The sequence below is a fragment of the Streptomyces sp. NPDC050732 genome (assembly GCF_040654255.1).
Classification (GTDB): domain Bacteria; phylum Actinomycetota; class Actinomycetes; order Streptomycetales; family Streptomycetaceae; genus Streptomyces.
The window spans coordinates 186,114-199,743 of sequence record NZ_JBFAHP010000008.1 but is presented as its reverse complement, the minus strand read 5'-3'; the positions used below and the strand labels follow the sequence as shown (position 1 = coordinate 199,743).

At 68.4% G+C, this 13,630-nt stretch carries 11 protein-coding genes, 1 tRNA gene and 1 pseudogene; 6 read left to right on the top strand and 7 right to left on the bottom strand.

From position 1 onward, the window contains the following. Positions 1-82 precede the first annotated feature (82 nt). Entirely contained in the window at positions 83-1,114 is a 1,032-nt protein-coding gene (locus tag AB0H82_RS10055; protein WP_362990747.1) for an MBL fold metallo-hydrolase, read from the top strand. Here AB0H82_RS10055 and AB0H82_RS10050 read toward each other — a convergent pair. Beyond that, positions 1,104-1,946, bottom strand: a complete 843-nt coding sequence (locus AB0H82_RS10050; protein WP_362990745.1) for a hypothetical protein — start codon at positions 1,944-1,946, stop codon at positions 1,104-1,106. The genes AB0H82_RS10055 and AB0H82_RS10050 overlap by 11 nt on opposite strands. A gap of 369 nt (positions 1,947-2,315) precedes the next feature. Between AB0H82_RS10050 and AB0H82_RS10045 the strand changes: the two genes are divergently transcribed. Continuing rightward, entirely contained in the window at positions 2,316-2,972 is a 657-nt protein-coding gene (locus tag AB0H82_RS10045) for a hypothetical protein (protein WP_362990744.1), read from the top strand. A 207-nt stretch (positions 2,973-3,179) separates the two neighbouring features. Here the strand turns inward: AB0H82_RS10045 and AB0H82_RS10040 are convergent, their stop codons facing one another. The 3 genes from AB0H82_RS10040 to AB0H82_RS10030 form a co-directional block, all read right to left on the bottom strand. Next, the gene (locus AB0H82_RS10040) at positions 3,180-3,881 is read right to left on the bottom strand and encodes a cation transporter (protein WP_362990742.1); all 702 of its coding nucleotides are present in this window, start codon (positions 3,879-3,881) and stop codon (positions 3,180-3,182) included. Next, positions 3,878-4,216: a metalloregulator ArsR/SmtB family transcription factor gene (locus tag AB0H82_RS10035; RefSeq protein WP_362990740.1), complete on the bottom strand. Its 339-nt coding sequence runs from the start codon at positions 4,214-4,216 to the stop codon at positions 3,878-3,880. The genes AB0H82_RS10040 and AB0H82_RS10035 overlap by 4 nt, the downstream gene beginning before the upstream one ends. A gap of 255 nt (positions 4,217-4,471) precedes the next feature. Further along, complete coding sequence (locus AB0H82_RS10030; protein ID WP_362990738.1) at positions 4,472-5,719, bottom strand: multidrug effflux MFS transporter; 1,248 nt, start codon at positions 5,717-5,719, stop codon at positions 4,472-4,474. Positions 5,720-5,800: 81 nt separating this feature from the next. On the opposite strand from AB0H82_RS10030, the gene AB0H82_RS10025 reads away from it, so the two are divergent. Next, a complete protein-coding gene (locus tag AB0H82_RS10025; RefSeq protein WP_362990736.1) occupies positions 5,801-6,295 on the top strand; it encodes a MarR family winged helix-turn-helix transcriptional regulator in 495 nt (164 codons plus the stop codon). 659 nt (positions 6,296-6,954) lie between these two features. Here AB0H82_RS10025 and AB0H82_RS10020 read toward each other — a convergent pair. The 3 genes and pseudogenes from AB0H82_RS10020 to AB0H82_RS10010 form a co-directional block, all read right to left on the bottom strand. Then, positions 6,955-7,027 (bottom strand) — tRNA-Gly (locus AB0H82_RS10020). 112 nt (positions 7,028-7,139) lie between these two features. Then, positions 7,140-7,767, bottom strand: a pseudogene (locus AB0H82_RS10015) (transposase); the annotation flags it as partial. Next, entirely contained in the window at positions 7,767-8,963 is a 1,197-nt protein-coding gene (locus tag AB0H82_RS10010; RefSeq protein ID WP_362990734.1) for a serine hydrolase domain-containing protein, read from the bottom strand. The gene AB0H82_RS10010 and the pseudogene AB0H82_RS10015, both read right to left, overlap by 1 nt. A 1,128-nt stretch (positions 8,964-10,091) precedes the next feature. Here AB0H82_RS10010 and AB0H82_RS10005 point away from each other — a divergent pair. The 3 genes from AB0H82_RS10005 (at position 10,092) to AB0H82_RS09995 (ending at position 13,604) form a co-directional block, all read left to right on the top strand. Next, on the top strand, positions 10,092-11,126 hold the full coding sequence (locus AB0H82_RS10005; protein WP_362990732.1) for a hypothetical protein: 1,035 nt from the start codon (positions 10,092-10,094) through the stop codon (positions 11,124-11,126). Between the two features lie 88 nt (positions 11,127-11,214). Continuing rightward, positions 11,215-12,738 carry an amino acid permease gene (locus AB0H82_RS10000; protein ID WP_362990730.1) on the top strand — a complete coding sequence of 508 codons (1,524 nt, stop codon included), beginning with the start codon at positions 11,215-11,217 and terminating at the stop codon, positions 12,736-12,738. Between the two features lie 53 nt (positions 12,739-12,791). Continuing rightward, positions 12,792-13,604 (top strand): GNAT family N-acetyltransferase, encoded by an 813-nt coding sequence (locus AB0H82_RS09995; protein WP_362990728.1) that lies wholly within the window; start codon positions 12,792-12,794, stop codon positions 13,602-13,604. Positions 13,605-13,630 lie beyond the last annotated feature (26 nt).

The following is a 13,630-nucleotide window of genomic DNA, read 5'->3' as shown; positions in this document are numbered from 1 at the left end:
AGCTCGACATTAGGCCCTACGCTCACCAAACGCAAACGCTTAGCTTTTAGAGCTCGCCCCTGGAATGGACGGACGGACCACCATGAAGGCACCATCAACAACCCAGGCCACCCAGCCCACCCAGCTCAACGAGGCCAACGAATCGGCACAGTACGAGGCACAGAACGAGGTCCCGTACGACCGGGCCAGGCCGCCCGCCCCGCCCACTGCCGCCTCCGCACTCCCCTACTGGACCGTCGGCGACATCACCGTCCACCGCGTCGACGAAACACCGCTGCCGCCCACGACCGGGCCCTGGCTGCTGCCCGACGCCACATCCGACGTGGTCGCACAACAGCACTGGCTCCGCCCCGACTTCGCCGACGACCAGGGCGTCCTGCACCTCGACAGCCACAGCTTCGCGTTCGTCGTGGGCACACTGCGGGTGCTGGTCGACACCGGCATCGGCAATGGCAAGACACGAGCCAACCCGGCCTGGCACAACCTCGACACCGACTACCTGCAACGCCTCACCGACGCCGGATTCCCCCCGGACACGGTCGATCTGGTCGTCCTCACGCACCTGCACACCGACCACGTCGGCTGGAACACCCGGGAGGCGGACGGCGTGTGGATCCCCACCTTCCCCAACGCCCGTTACGTCACCTCCCGCACCGAGCGGGAGTTCTGGGCCGGGTACGACATGGACGAGGCGCGACGGCAGATGTTCCGCGACTCCGTGCATCCGATCGAGGACGCCGGGCTGCTCGACCTCATCGACGTCCCGGCCGGCGGCACCGAAATAGCCCCCGGACTACGCCTGATACCCACTCCGGGTCACACCCCGGGCCACATCACGATCCAGCTGGGCAGCCACAACGAAACGGCAGTGATAACCGGCGACTTGATCCATCACCCTGTCCAACTCCCCCACCCTCACTTCGGCAGCTGCGTCGACATCGACCCGGACCAGGCCGAAGTCTCGCGCCGCGCCCTCCTCGCGTCGCTCGCCGACACCGATGCCCTCGTGCTGGGCACTCACTTCCCCGAGCCCACTGCCGGGCGTGTGGTGTCCGACGGGGACGCCTATCGGCTGACCCCGGTTCGGCCGACGTGGCGCGCGCTCACTCGGTGAGGTTCGGGAGGCACCTGGTGGTTTCCGCTTCGTACGGGAGGGTGGAGATCGCGTCGGCGTAACCGCGTTCCAGGGCCTGCCGTTGGCGTGCGGTGTGCGGGCCGGCGGGGAGCGCGGCCAGGCGCGCCATCCGTTCCTCGTGGGCCCGGGTGATCTGGTCGGCGGTCGCACGCCAGTCGGTGTCGTCGGGGACGCGGACCAGCTCCACGCAGGCCGGTTCCGTGCCCTCCGCCAGTGCGGCCGCAGCCCGGTCGTGGCCGTCGAGGAGCAGCCAGCCGTCGAGGAAGGACACCCACCACAGCAGGACGGGGGCGAGGGTGCCCTCGCTGACATGCTTCCGGTAGGCCTTCACGCGGGCGGCGTCCGGTGCCGCGAGCGGTCGCAGCGGCAGGATGCCGTGCCAGCCGCCTCCACAGAGCTGTTCGAGGGTCGCGTCGGGCCAGTCGCGGACGAGGTCGCAGCTCCAGATGCCCGGCGCGAAGGTGGCACGCGGACTCAGTCGCCAACGCCCTCCGTGAAGTGGGCCGCGCCCCGCCTCTTCGAGCCAACGCGCATACTGGTGCGACCAGTTGCGGCCTCCAGTCCTCATCGCCGCCGCGGTCAGGGGCGGCAGCGGGGAGCGGTGGCCGGGCAGACGGCGCAGGTGGAGCTCGCGACAGCAACCATCGCCTTCGGACCGGGCCTGGATGAGCGGCTGTTCGTCCTGGAGGAGGACCCAGCGGCGCTCCGTCGCCCGCTCGAAGCGCAAGGGCGGGCGCGTGACCCGCCCACCGCCCGGCACGGTCAGGACGAGTCCGCCCCCGGGCAGTGGTTCCCGTGTGACCCTGATCATGGGATCAGTGTGTCAGTACGGGGGCTGCGCTCGGCTGCTCGATCGCCGAACTGCTCACCTCAGGCCACACCACCGGCGACGTACAACTCTCCGGGTTGATCACCGCCGTCCAGCTCACACCGCACACCGCACACCGCACACCGACCTAGGACAACGTGTTCTCCTCGGGCCGTACCCGCAGGGCACCGGCAACCCGCTCTCCCTCAGGGGCATCCCAGGAGCCAGGAGCCGGGAGCCGGGAGCCGGGAGCCGGGAGCCCGCTGGACAACGAGCACGAACAAGCCAACTGAAGGCACCTGGGCGCGGCCCGCACACCAACCGGCCTCCCTCCCCGTTGACTCATCTGTGTCGTTCCGTCAGCATTGCCCGGTGACAGACCAGGCAGAACCACCAGCGTTACGGGTCATCGCACTGCTCGCCGTGCTGGCGGGAACACTCGGCCTTTCCGCCTGCAGCAGCGGTGAGAGCCGGAACGACGCCGCCTCGGCCACCTCCTCGGCCACTCCCTCGGCGAGTTCGCCCTCCTCCACCACACCCACCCCGGCGTCCCCCTCCCCCGCGCCCACCTGTGTCCGCGGCGACCGGGAGTGGCTGGACAGAAACCTCCTCGGTCGCAGCGTGACCAGCTACCTGCCCATCGAGCTCGGCGGGCCGCCGAAGCCCTGCAAGCCTGTGACCGTGCACATCGCCTATTTCGACGTCTCCTTCACCACCGCCAGGGACGGAGGGAAGCTGAAGCACGGCTACACGGTGGAGACGGTCGACCGACAGCGTCTCAAGGTCGACGGCTCCGGCGTGGTCCAGGCGAAACCGCCTTCCGGCGGCAGCCGTTCCACCTTCGCGTGCACCGGACACCTGGTGACCATGTCGCTCGGCAAGCAGGTGGCGCCCGGGGACATCAAGACCATCAGCTGGTCGCAGTACGGAGGGAGCGGCGCCATCGGGAATGTGGGAATTGCCTTCAAGAAGAACACGGACGTCGTCCGCTACGACCTGCGGGCCCCGACCGAAACCTCCGCCTGCTGATCCGCCGCATCCGAAAGCGCAGGCCGGTCAGTGACGTTCTCTCAGTCGCCAGACGTACGGCGCGTATTCGACTGCATAGGGATGCTGCCCGTTCCCGGTGATGCTGATCACCAACTCCCAGTCCGTCAAAGTAGTTGGGGGCCCGAGCCTGATGGGCAACTCGCAGTCGAAGGTCGGGCTGTACGTCGCTGTACGCCGTTTGTCGGCTCAGTTGCCGCACTCGCATCCCGGGCGGCAGACGCAGGCGCCCTCGGCCGGTGCCGTCGTCCCTGCAGGGACCGCGCAACATCCCTTGCCCTGCCAGGCGTCGCGGCCCTCCTTCACCGCGATGACGGCTATCACCAGGGCGGCGACCGGGTCGGCCCAGGTCCAGCCCAAGGTCGCGTTGAGAACCAGGCCAACCAGCAGCACCGCGGACAGGTAGGTGCACAACAGGGTCTGCTTGGAGTCCGCGACCGCGCTCGCGGAGCCGAGTTCACGCCCGGCCCGGCGCTGGGCGGCGGACAGGAACGGCATGATCGCCAGCGATAGGGCGGCGATGGCGATGCCGAGGACCGACCGGTCGGCCTCGCCGGTGCCGGTCAGCGCTCGGGCGGCGTCGACGCCGACGTACGCGGCGAGCGCGAAGAAGGAGACGGCGATGATCCGCAGGGTGGTCTTCTCACGGGCGTCGCGCACCACGTGATCACGGGCGGAGAACTGCCAGGCGACCGCCGCGGCGGAGGAGACCTCGATGACGGAGTCGAGGCCGAAGCCGATGAGCGCGGTGGAGGAGGCGATCGTCCCGGCGGTGATGGCGACGACCGCCTCGACGACGTTGTAGGTGATGGTCGCGGCGACCAGCAGCCGTATCCGCCGCGCGAGTACGTCGCGGCGGGCCGGGGTGGGCCCGAGCGATATCGCTGTCATCGGCAGCAGTCCTTCGTCTCCGAGTCAGGACAGGTCTTGTCCTCCTCGACGGCGACCACGGCGGTGCGCAGATCGTCCAGTGCATGGCCCAGGCGCTCGTCGGCCAATTCGTAGCGGGTGCGCCGGCCGTCGGGGACGGCGACGACCAGGCCGCAGTCACGCAGGCACGCCAGGTGGTTCGACAGCCGGGTGCGGGAGACGCCGAGGACGTCGGCGAGATCGGCCGGGTAGGCGGGGGCGTCGCGCAGGGCGAGCAAAATGCGGCAGCGGATCGGGTCGGCGAGCGCACGACCGAAACGGGCCAGCACCTCGATGTCACGGGCGAGAGTCAGCACCCCACGAGAGTACACAGAACCCTGAATTCAGGAAACCATGAACCCTCACGCTCTTGACCGCACCCCTGCTCCTGGCCGCCGCAAACGGGGAAGACAACGAGGCGCTCCCGCAGGCCGAATGCGGCGACGAGGCCCCACGCTGACCCGATGCCATCTTCGGCTGACGCAGCCGAACATCACCTCCGGCAAATTAACCGAGGAGCCGACCTGCCCCGGGCAGCGTAGGCGTTGAGCGGGCCCCCCACCCGGCCCGATTCAGGACGTAATAGGTGCGCCATGGTGCCTGGTCAGCAAGAGAGCGAGTACGGCAATCAGCGCGCAGAGGGTCATGCCGAGGAAGAGCGGCACCACAGTGTGCCCGCCTGCGATGCCCATCAGCGGCGCGACGGCCGCGCCGAGCGCGCCCTGGAGCGTACCGAGCACGGCCGAGCCGGTGCCTGCCGCGTACGGCACGCGTTCGAGGGCGAGTGCGGTGGCGGTGGTGAAGACCTGGCCGAGGCCGAGGAACCCGACAGCGACCAGGCCCAGGGCCCATACGCGGCTGAGCTGTCCGGCGACGGTGACGAGCAAGGCCAGCGCACTGGACACCAGGAGCAGAACCAACCCCACGCGCAGGAGGAATCGGGAGGGGTAACGCCCCACAAGGCGCGCGGCCGCCGCGCTCGACAAGGTTGCGGTGAAGGCGCCGATCGAGAAGGCGACGGATGCCTCACCGACGGTGAAGTTCAGAACGTTCTGCAGCAGGAAGGGGGAAGCCGAGATGTAGCAGAACAAAGTGGCGCTGGCGAAGCAGAAGGCGAGGGTATAGCCGAGATAGGAGCGGTCGGTCAGCACCGAGACGGCAGCTTTCAGGGTGCCGCCGATGCCGTCGGTGTGGCGACGATCAGGCGGCAGACTCTCCGGCACTACGAACAACGAGGCCAGGAACATGAGTACGGACGCGCCGGTCAGCACCCAGAACACCGCGCGCCAGCCACCAGGGCCTTCCACCACCGCCCCGCCGACGAGCGGCGCCACAATGGGGGCGATACCGCCCAGAGCCATCAGCATGCTGAAGATTCGTGCCGCAGCGGTACCTGATGCGAGATCCGAGACCACAGCCCTGCCGACGACGACGCCTGCGGCTCCGCTGAATCCCATGACGAACCGCAGACCGGTCAGGATCCCGAGGGAGGGCGCGACCGCGCACAGTGCGGTCGCCAGCGTGCACACGCCGGTCCCGATGAGGATCGGCTTCCTACGACCGTATCGGTCGGAGAGTGGTCCGAGCACCAGCTGGCCGGCCGCGAGCCCGAAGAGGAAGCCGGTAAGGGTGAGTTGGACGCCTGCGGCGTCTGTGGACAGTTCCCGCGCCATCGCCGGGAAGCCCGGCAGGTACATGTCCGTGGACAGAGGGATCACGAAGGACAGCAGTGCGAGGACCGCAATGAGGCTGCTGGGCGGAGACGGGGATGGCGCCTTTCCTTCAGATCGGCCGGCGCGTATCGAGGCATGAGAGGTCATCGCTGCTCCTAGACGAGAAGGCGAGAAGGGGAAGCGAGGACACTATAGTTATATAACTATATACAAAGCTAGGATGGATCGATGACCGGTGATGCCGTACCTGACGATGACGATGAGGACCTGCTGCACAAGGCCAGGGAACTGACCCCGGCTCTCTACGCCCTCGCACGCGTCTTGCGACTACGCGGCGTGGCCGATGCGGGCCTGCCCCCCTTGCCCCCCTCGGACTTGGATGTCCTGCGCTATGTGCTGGACCACCCTGGGACGGGAACGAGCGCCCTCGCTCGTGAACTCGGGCTCCATGCAAGCAACGTCAGCACCACCGTGCGAGGCCTGGTCGCCCAGGGCCTGCTCCGCCGGGAACCCGATCCGCATGACCGCCGAGCCGTACAGCTGTACCCGACAGTCGACGCCGCCCACGGGATGGCGCGGATCGAAGGCGCCTGGACGGAACTCTTCGCCGACGCCCTCGCCGCCCTACCCCCCGATCACCGGAACGCCCTCGCCGACGCCACGCCCGCACTGCGCGCGCTCGGCGCCACCCTGCGGCATCGCCGGGATGCCGACCCCAGCTGAGCTGAGTCGAATATCGCGGAACCGAGTGCTGGCAAACGATGTGGAGCTCAAGCTGCCACGTGCACTGCTCACCGACTTCGAGGCGCTGCCGCACCGGGAGCGGAATCTGGTGCGGTTCATGTTCTGCGACGAGACCGCCCGCTCGCTCGCTGTACACGCACGCACTGGGAGACCCACACCCAGGGCGGAGTCGGCGACGTCCGCCGGCTTGCGGCTGCGCACCCCCAGCTAGGGAGCAGGGCATCTTCGTGGCACCGCGACCCGGCCGTCTCGATTTCACCAGTGGTGGCCACACCCACACAGCCACGCTGGTGATCGAGGTATGGGACACGGAGCCATTGGCCCGCTCTGGCGAGTGGGAGGAATCTGCTCTCACTGAGATTGCTTGCACGTCTGGAAAGCTCCAAGCCCGTGGAGTGGCCGGTGGACCGATGCCGGAACCGATCACTTTGTCGGAGCGGTCAGGAACCTGGCAGGTCCGGGCAGTATGCAGTGGACGCGCAGAGGTGGAGATGGAAGCGCGCCTTGGAGTCCCTGTAGGGGTGGAGCACTACGTCCTCCAGTTCTGGCCTCGGCGCTGACAGCGCCCCGCCCAGCAGTCGGTGATCGGGCGGGGACAACAAGAAGCCTGTACGCGCAGTGCGCGTACAGGCTTCTAATGGAGCGCCGGGCAGGCCTTGCACCTGCATCTCCCCGCAGGAAGCGGGGCGTCTTTCCTTGGACCACCGACGCATCACCAGGCACCACGTGTTGTGGCGACCAGTTCAAGATCTACTGTACCCCGGAAAGTTGATGCGGCGGTCACCTAGCACTCCAGCCGTGGATCGTGATTCTCATGCCTGAGTTTCGGCACCTTCGCACCCAGGACGTCCGCGCGGAACTTCCCTGCACCGGTGGTGACTTCAGCCGAGCAGGCGACGGCGAGCACGTAGCTGACCTTGTGCCCTTCCAGGGCAGACAGCAACTTCAGGTTGCCGCCGTAGACCTCATCGGCTGCCACCCAGCCCATGCGGTGCCCAGCGTCCAGGAAGCGGCCGATCATCCGGGCGGCCAGCTCCGGCTTGGCCGCGAACCCAACGTCCCCGCTCAGGCCCGCCGCCCGCCGGCGGTCCGGATCCGCAGTCCACGAGCGCGCGATGTACAGCTCACGGTCCCCACCGCCGCGTGCCCGCGCCCTCCCGCGTAGATGAGGTAGACGGCGACCTGCGCGTTTTCGATCTCCCGGCGGTGCCGGCGTACTGGCGCTGGACACCGACGGTGTGCGTGCCCTTCTTCACATCCCCGGTCTCGTCGACCACCAGCACCGCACCTTCGCCGTGCAGGTGCTGCAAGCCAACCGGGTTCGTTTCCCCGGGCCACTCGGCGATCGACCAGCAGTTCTTGCGCGGCAGGTCCGACAACAGCCCCTGAACCAAGTCCCTCACCCGGCGCCGGTGCTCAACCCGTGCGAACCGGCCCGCTATCCGGCCGATCAGGGCCTCGTCGAGGCGCGGGTCCGGCACAGTTCTTGACCCACGAGCGTGATCATGGCCTGCTGGGTGTCCTGGCCACCGTCACTGGTGACGTACACCACGGCGGTCCGGGTCCCGTCCCGGGTGGCGCCGCCCCAGGTGACATAGCCGAGGAGTTTGCCCCTGTGGCCGAAGTAACTGCCGCCACAGGGCAACGGGATCTCGGCCAGACCGAGTCCGTACCTCATGCCCAGCTCGGGCATCGCGGGCATGGTGGTCGTCATCTCGTCGAGCTGCGCCGGAGCCAGCAGGCGGCCGCCGAGCAGCGCGGCGTAGAACTGGTTCAGATCATGCGCGGTGCTGATGATCGAGCCGGAGCCGACGGCCATACTCGGATTGAGCTTCGTGACGTCGATGCCGATGCCGGTGCCGGTGCCGGTGCCGGTGCCGGTGCCGGTGCCGGTGCCGAACGCGGCGTAGCTCTGCGCGTGCGGGCCAAGGATGGACGGGAAGACGCCGGGCGTACTGGTGTCCCTCAGACCCAGGGGGCGGATGATCCGGTTCTTCACCTCCCGTGCCCAACTCCGGCCGGTGACCTTGTGGATGATCATCGCGGCGAGAATGTAGTTGGTGTTGGAGTACGACCAGCCGGCGCCCGGGGAGGAGGACTTCTGCCGCATCGCCAGACCCACCAGCTCCTCGGGGGTGTACGTGCGGAACCGCTCGGCCCGATAGCCGTCCGCGCTGTTCAACGCGGGTATCTCCGGCTCGACATCAGGGAGGCCGCTGGTGTGCTGCAGCAGCTGCCGCACGGTGATCCGGCTGCCGTCGTTGCCGTTGCCCCGGACCACTCCCGGCAGCCACTGCTCGACGGTGTCCTCCAGGGACATGCGCCCCTCGCCGACGAGTTGCAGCACAACCGTGGCGGTGAAGGTCTTGGTGGCACTGCCGATCCGGAACCTGCCGTCCCGCGGCATCGGTCTCCTTGTGTTCATCGCGGCCGTCCCGGCGTACGCGCGGTCGCGTGCGTCCGGTGACGTCACCTCGGCGTGCACACCGACGGCCCCGGTGTCGCGGATCGCCTCCACCTGCCGTTGGAGCGGATCGGCCGGCCGCGGCTTCGCCGCCGCCGTGGACGCGGTCGATGCGGCGAGGACGGCTGTAGTCAGGCTGGTCAGGACGAGCAGATCTCGCCGACGCCTTCTTAACCCATGCATGACGACCCCTTCTCTGGTCAGGTTGCGTGCGCGTTCAGGCACCGCTCAGGTGGTGCCCCGCGACTGTGCCGCCTCCGGAGCCGGCGGTCGGCGACCATCCCACCAGCGGAGGATGGATCGCCCCATCCGGCTTTCCCCCGACGTACCGATGCGCTGTCCTCAGGGCGGTGCCGGGGGTTACCCCCCCCCGGATGTTGAGACTCCCCGCCGGCCGGCCCCGACCAGCGAGATCACGATCTACGGCTGGAGTACTAGTGGGTCATGTCTCTGCCCGACCCGCCCGAAGCCCGGATTCCGATACATTTACGCTCACGACGGCACTGCTCACAGTCAGTTACTACCGCACCAAACTGGCCGAATGAGTCTGCGCCTGACGAGCCGTCGTGCCGCCATCGGGGGCGGCGGCCCCGTCCGACGTGCCGGAACCGATGCGAGATCTCGCGGCCCGGGCAGGGCCGCCGCCCTGAGCAGAAGCGGGAGAGAGCTGCGGGTTGGCTTCGGCTGACCGGTCCGATCACGGATGGCTACGCCCTCCTCCCGCATGGCCGAAACCTGCGTCCGAACTACCGAACAATCTTGGTTTCGCTGGTCATGCGCCACTCCAGGCACTTAAGTACCTGTCGGGCACTCGCTACCGGCAACGGACGAAAGCGGTCGGCCGGGCTATGCACCACGGTCGTTTCCGCGCCGATCGTCGACCCCACCGCTGTGCCCCGCATGACCGTGCCGCCCGCGCCACCTATCGCCATCCATCGCCACCCCGTGTCCCAACTGTTCCGAGGGTTCTTCTGCCTATGGCCGCCAGTGCACACCGCTCGGCGTCGTACTCACACCACCCGGCGAGCCGCAGCGCTCATGGCAGTTGTCGGCAGGCGGCCTGCCGCAGAGCAAGCATCGAGCGGTCGGTCGCCGCGTGAAAGCGACCAGCACGCCGAGACGCCAGGCGCAGAAGTACGGACCGAAGGCACCCCGCGTACCTGTGCAGGAGCCCCGCGTGCCTCTGCAGGCACCCCAGAAGCCCAACGGGTTGCCACCCGGCACGAAGCCCGGCCCATCCATGCCCTCCGCAGCTCCAGTTGCCGGTTCTCCGCAGTACGCCCTGTCTCCCGTCGGCCCGGGCGGGCGTTGATGGAGAGGACCAACGCGGCCGGCGGGGTGAACCCGGCCGGCCGGGACACAGACCTCTATGCGGCGGTGCAGGATATTCAGGCGGGTTACTGGCTGCGGATGCGGCAGGTGCTGGCGGGGACCGGGAACTGGCCGCAGTGGATATCGCGCACGCAGGTGCTGGGGGTCGTCGCGGCGCAGGCCAACGTCGTGGAGTTGTGGCTGAAGGAGGAACCGTCGAGCCTCGCTGCCCGGGTGATGTACGCCAGAGTCGCCACCGAACGAGTGCTGCAGGCCCACCGGAAGCACTGGACGCGTGACTACCGGAAGGCGGGGGACCTGGAGAAACTGGTGGTCCGGGCCCGGGAGGCGTGCCACCGGGCGAGCGAGGGGAATCCCGACGACTCGGTGCCCTGGATATGCCGCCTGGCTCTCGCCGAAACGGACATGACAGGACGTTACCCGGAGCATCATGTGGCGCCCCCACCCCATGAGTATCTGCTGCCCGGCGGACCATGGGGCCTGCTCGCGGAAGTTCACCGACGGGATCCGTTCAACCGCGAGGCATGGCACCGCATGTCCCAGGCACTCCAGGCCCGCCCGGGTCCAGCGGGCCGCCAGGCTGTCGCGACGGATTTCGCCCGCTGGACAGTCTCCTTCGCACCGTCCGACTCGCCGCTGCTTCTGCTGCCCCTCTACGCCCGCGTGCAGGAGTACCGGGAACGACGGGGCAACGGGGCCGCGGCCATGCTGAACCTCCTGTGGACCAGGGAGGACACCACCCGGGCCGTCACGCAGGCGTTCGAGGGCTGGTTCCGGAAGTGCGATCCGACCACCGGTTCCCAGCTGGATCTGAACCACCTCGCGTACGCCTTGGCGAGGGGCGGCTTCGCTGAGTGGGCCACCGAAGTGTTCGACGCCATCGGCGACTTCGCCACTCCTGCCCCTTGGCACTACGACGTCCGCTACCCGGAGAACCAGTGGCGGAAGACGTTCGAGGAGGACCGTGAGGCCTGCCTGAGATCCCGCACGCGGCACGCGGGAGAACACCCATGACCTCCGGCCCGGCACCACCACGTCCCGCCGGCGGCCCGGCAGCCACCCGCCTGCACCCCCTGTTGCAGCTTTCCTGTGCGGAGAACCAATGACTTCCGTAAGAACACCGCGCCAGCAACCGAACCCGGTCGACGACGAGGAGGACGCGCGCCTCCTCCAGTCGCTGGGCTACACCCAGCAACTGCACCGCCGGATGGGGGCTTTCGGCAATTTCTCAGCGTCCCTGTCGGTCATCTCGATCATGTCGGGGACCTTGCTGCTGTTCGGCTACGGCCTGAACTCGGGTGGCCCCGCGGTGATCACGTGGGGGTGGCTCGCCGTCGGCCCGCTCGTGCTGTGCCTGGCCGCGGCCCTGGCAGAGATCACCTCCCGCTACCCCACCAGTGGCGGCCTGTACTACATGGCTCGCCAGCTCGGAGGTGAGCGGTGGAGCTGGTACACCGGCTGGCTCAACCTGCTGGGCCTGCTCGGCGGAATCGCCGCCCAGGACTACGGCATCGCGACGTTCACCGCCGCGTGGATGAACCTGCAATTCGATTACACGCCGACCCCGGGCTCCCTGCTGGCCCTGTACGCGGTCATCCTCGCCCTGCACGCGGTCCTGAACCTCTTCGGCACTCGGCTGATGAACATCCTGACGTCCTTGAGCGCGTGGTGGCATCTCGCAGGGGCCGTCGTCATCATCGGCTCCCTGGCGCTCGTCCCCTCCCACCACCAGTCGGCCGGCTTCGTCTTCACGGAGTTCACCAACAACACCGGCTGGAGCGCCCCGGTGTACGTCATCCTGCTCGGCATGCTGCTGCCGGTCTTCGCCCTCGCCGGCTATGACACCTCAGCCCATCTGAGCGAGGAGACCAACCATGCCTCCGTCGCCGCGGCCCGCGGGGTCTTCCGCTCGGTGGCGGTGTCCTGGGTCGCCGGCGGCATCCTTTTGGCCACGCTGCTGTTCGCCGTCCAGGACTACGCCGCGACCCTGGACAGCGGGACCGGCGTACCCGTGGCGCAGATCCTCCTGGACGCGCTGGGCATGGCGGCGGCCAAGGCCCTGCTGCTGGTGATCATCGTGGCCCAGTTCCTGTGCGGCTACACCGTCACCGCAAGCGCAAGCCGGATGATCTACGCCTTCGCCCGGGACGGCGCCCTGCCCGGATCGGCACGCTGGAAGAAGATCAGCCGCCGCACCGCCATCCCCGCCAACGCGGTCTGGCTCGCGGTCGCCGTGGCTTTCGTACTCGCACTGCCTTCCTTGTACTCCACCACGGCGTTCTCGGCGGTGACCGCCATCTCGGTCGTGGGATTCACCTCGGCCTACGCCATCCCAGTGCTGCTGCGACTGATCCACCGAGACCGATTCACCCCTGGGCCCTGGCACCTGGGCCGCTGGAGCCGGCCGATCGGCTGGATCGCGGTGGTGTGGGCGGCCGCGGTCACGGTGCTGTTCCTGCTGCCGCAGAGCAGCCCGGTCACCGCCGCCACCTTCAACTACACCCCCGTCGCCGTAGTGGTGGCCTTCCTCATAGCCGCTCTGTGGCGGCGCTTCGGACGCGACTCCTACCAGGTGCCCCGATCCACCTCCCCAACCGAGGACAAGCAGTTCGAGGGCATCATCTGATGACGACGACACCGAGTTCCGCGACGGCAACCTCAACGACCCATGGGGGTACGGTGACTGACCTCACTGAATCTGAATCTGAATCCATCGAATCGGCGCAGCAGCTCACCGTCGCCTGGCGCGCCCTGGTGCTCGACCGCGATGCGGACGCGGATGTGCGCGACCTCCCCGGCATCGCCGTGCGCTGGGCCGACTGCCGATTCTCGTTCTACAACTGCATCACCCTGACCGACCCGGAAGCGGGCGCCGATCTCCTCGCGCAACGTCTGAGCCAGGCGGCGGACATCATGCGTGCGAAGAAGCACCCGGGCTTCCTGTGGCTCTTCGAGGACCTCCTCGACGACGAGGCCCGCACCACGCTGACCGCGGCGGCCGAGCGGGCCGGCCTGCAGTACGCCTTCCCCGGGACGGGCATGGCCGGAGACCTGCTGCCCGTCCCCGACCCGGTCCACCCCGACCTGACGTTCGTGCGTGTACGCACCGACGAGCACCTGTGTGCCTACGCGGACCTCCAATCAAGCGCCTACGGATTCCCTTTGGAGGAAGGCCGCGACGGCCTGGTCGGATCCGCGTACTGGAAGAGCGAGATGTACGCGTACCTGGCCATGCGGGGTGACGACCCGGTGGCGTGCGCCGCGACGGTCGAAGCGCACGGCCGCCTCTTCGTCGCCTTCGTCGCCACCGACCCGCAGTGGCAGCGCAGGGGCTACGGCGAGGCAGTCACGCGCAAGGCACTGCACGAGGGCGCCCGAGCCACCGGGCTGACCCGCGCCACTTTGCACGCGACCGTCGCCGGGGCCCCCGTCTACCCGCGCATCGGTTTCGCACCGAACTCCCCCATCCACTTCTATGGCCTGAAGGAGTGAGCCGACGGGATCGTCGGCCCCACGAG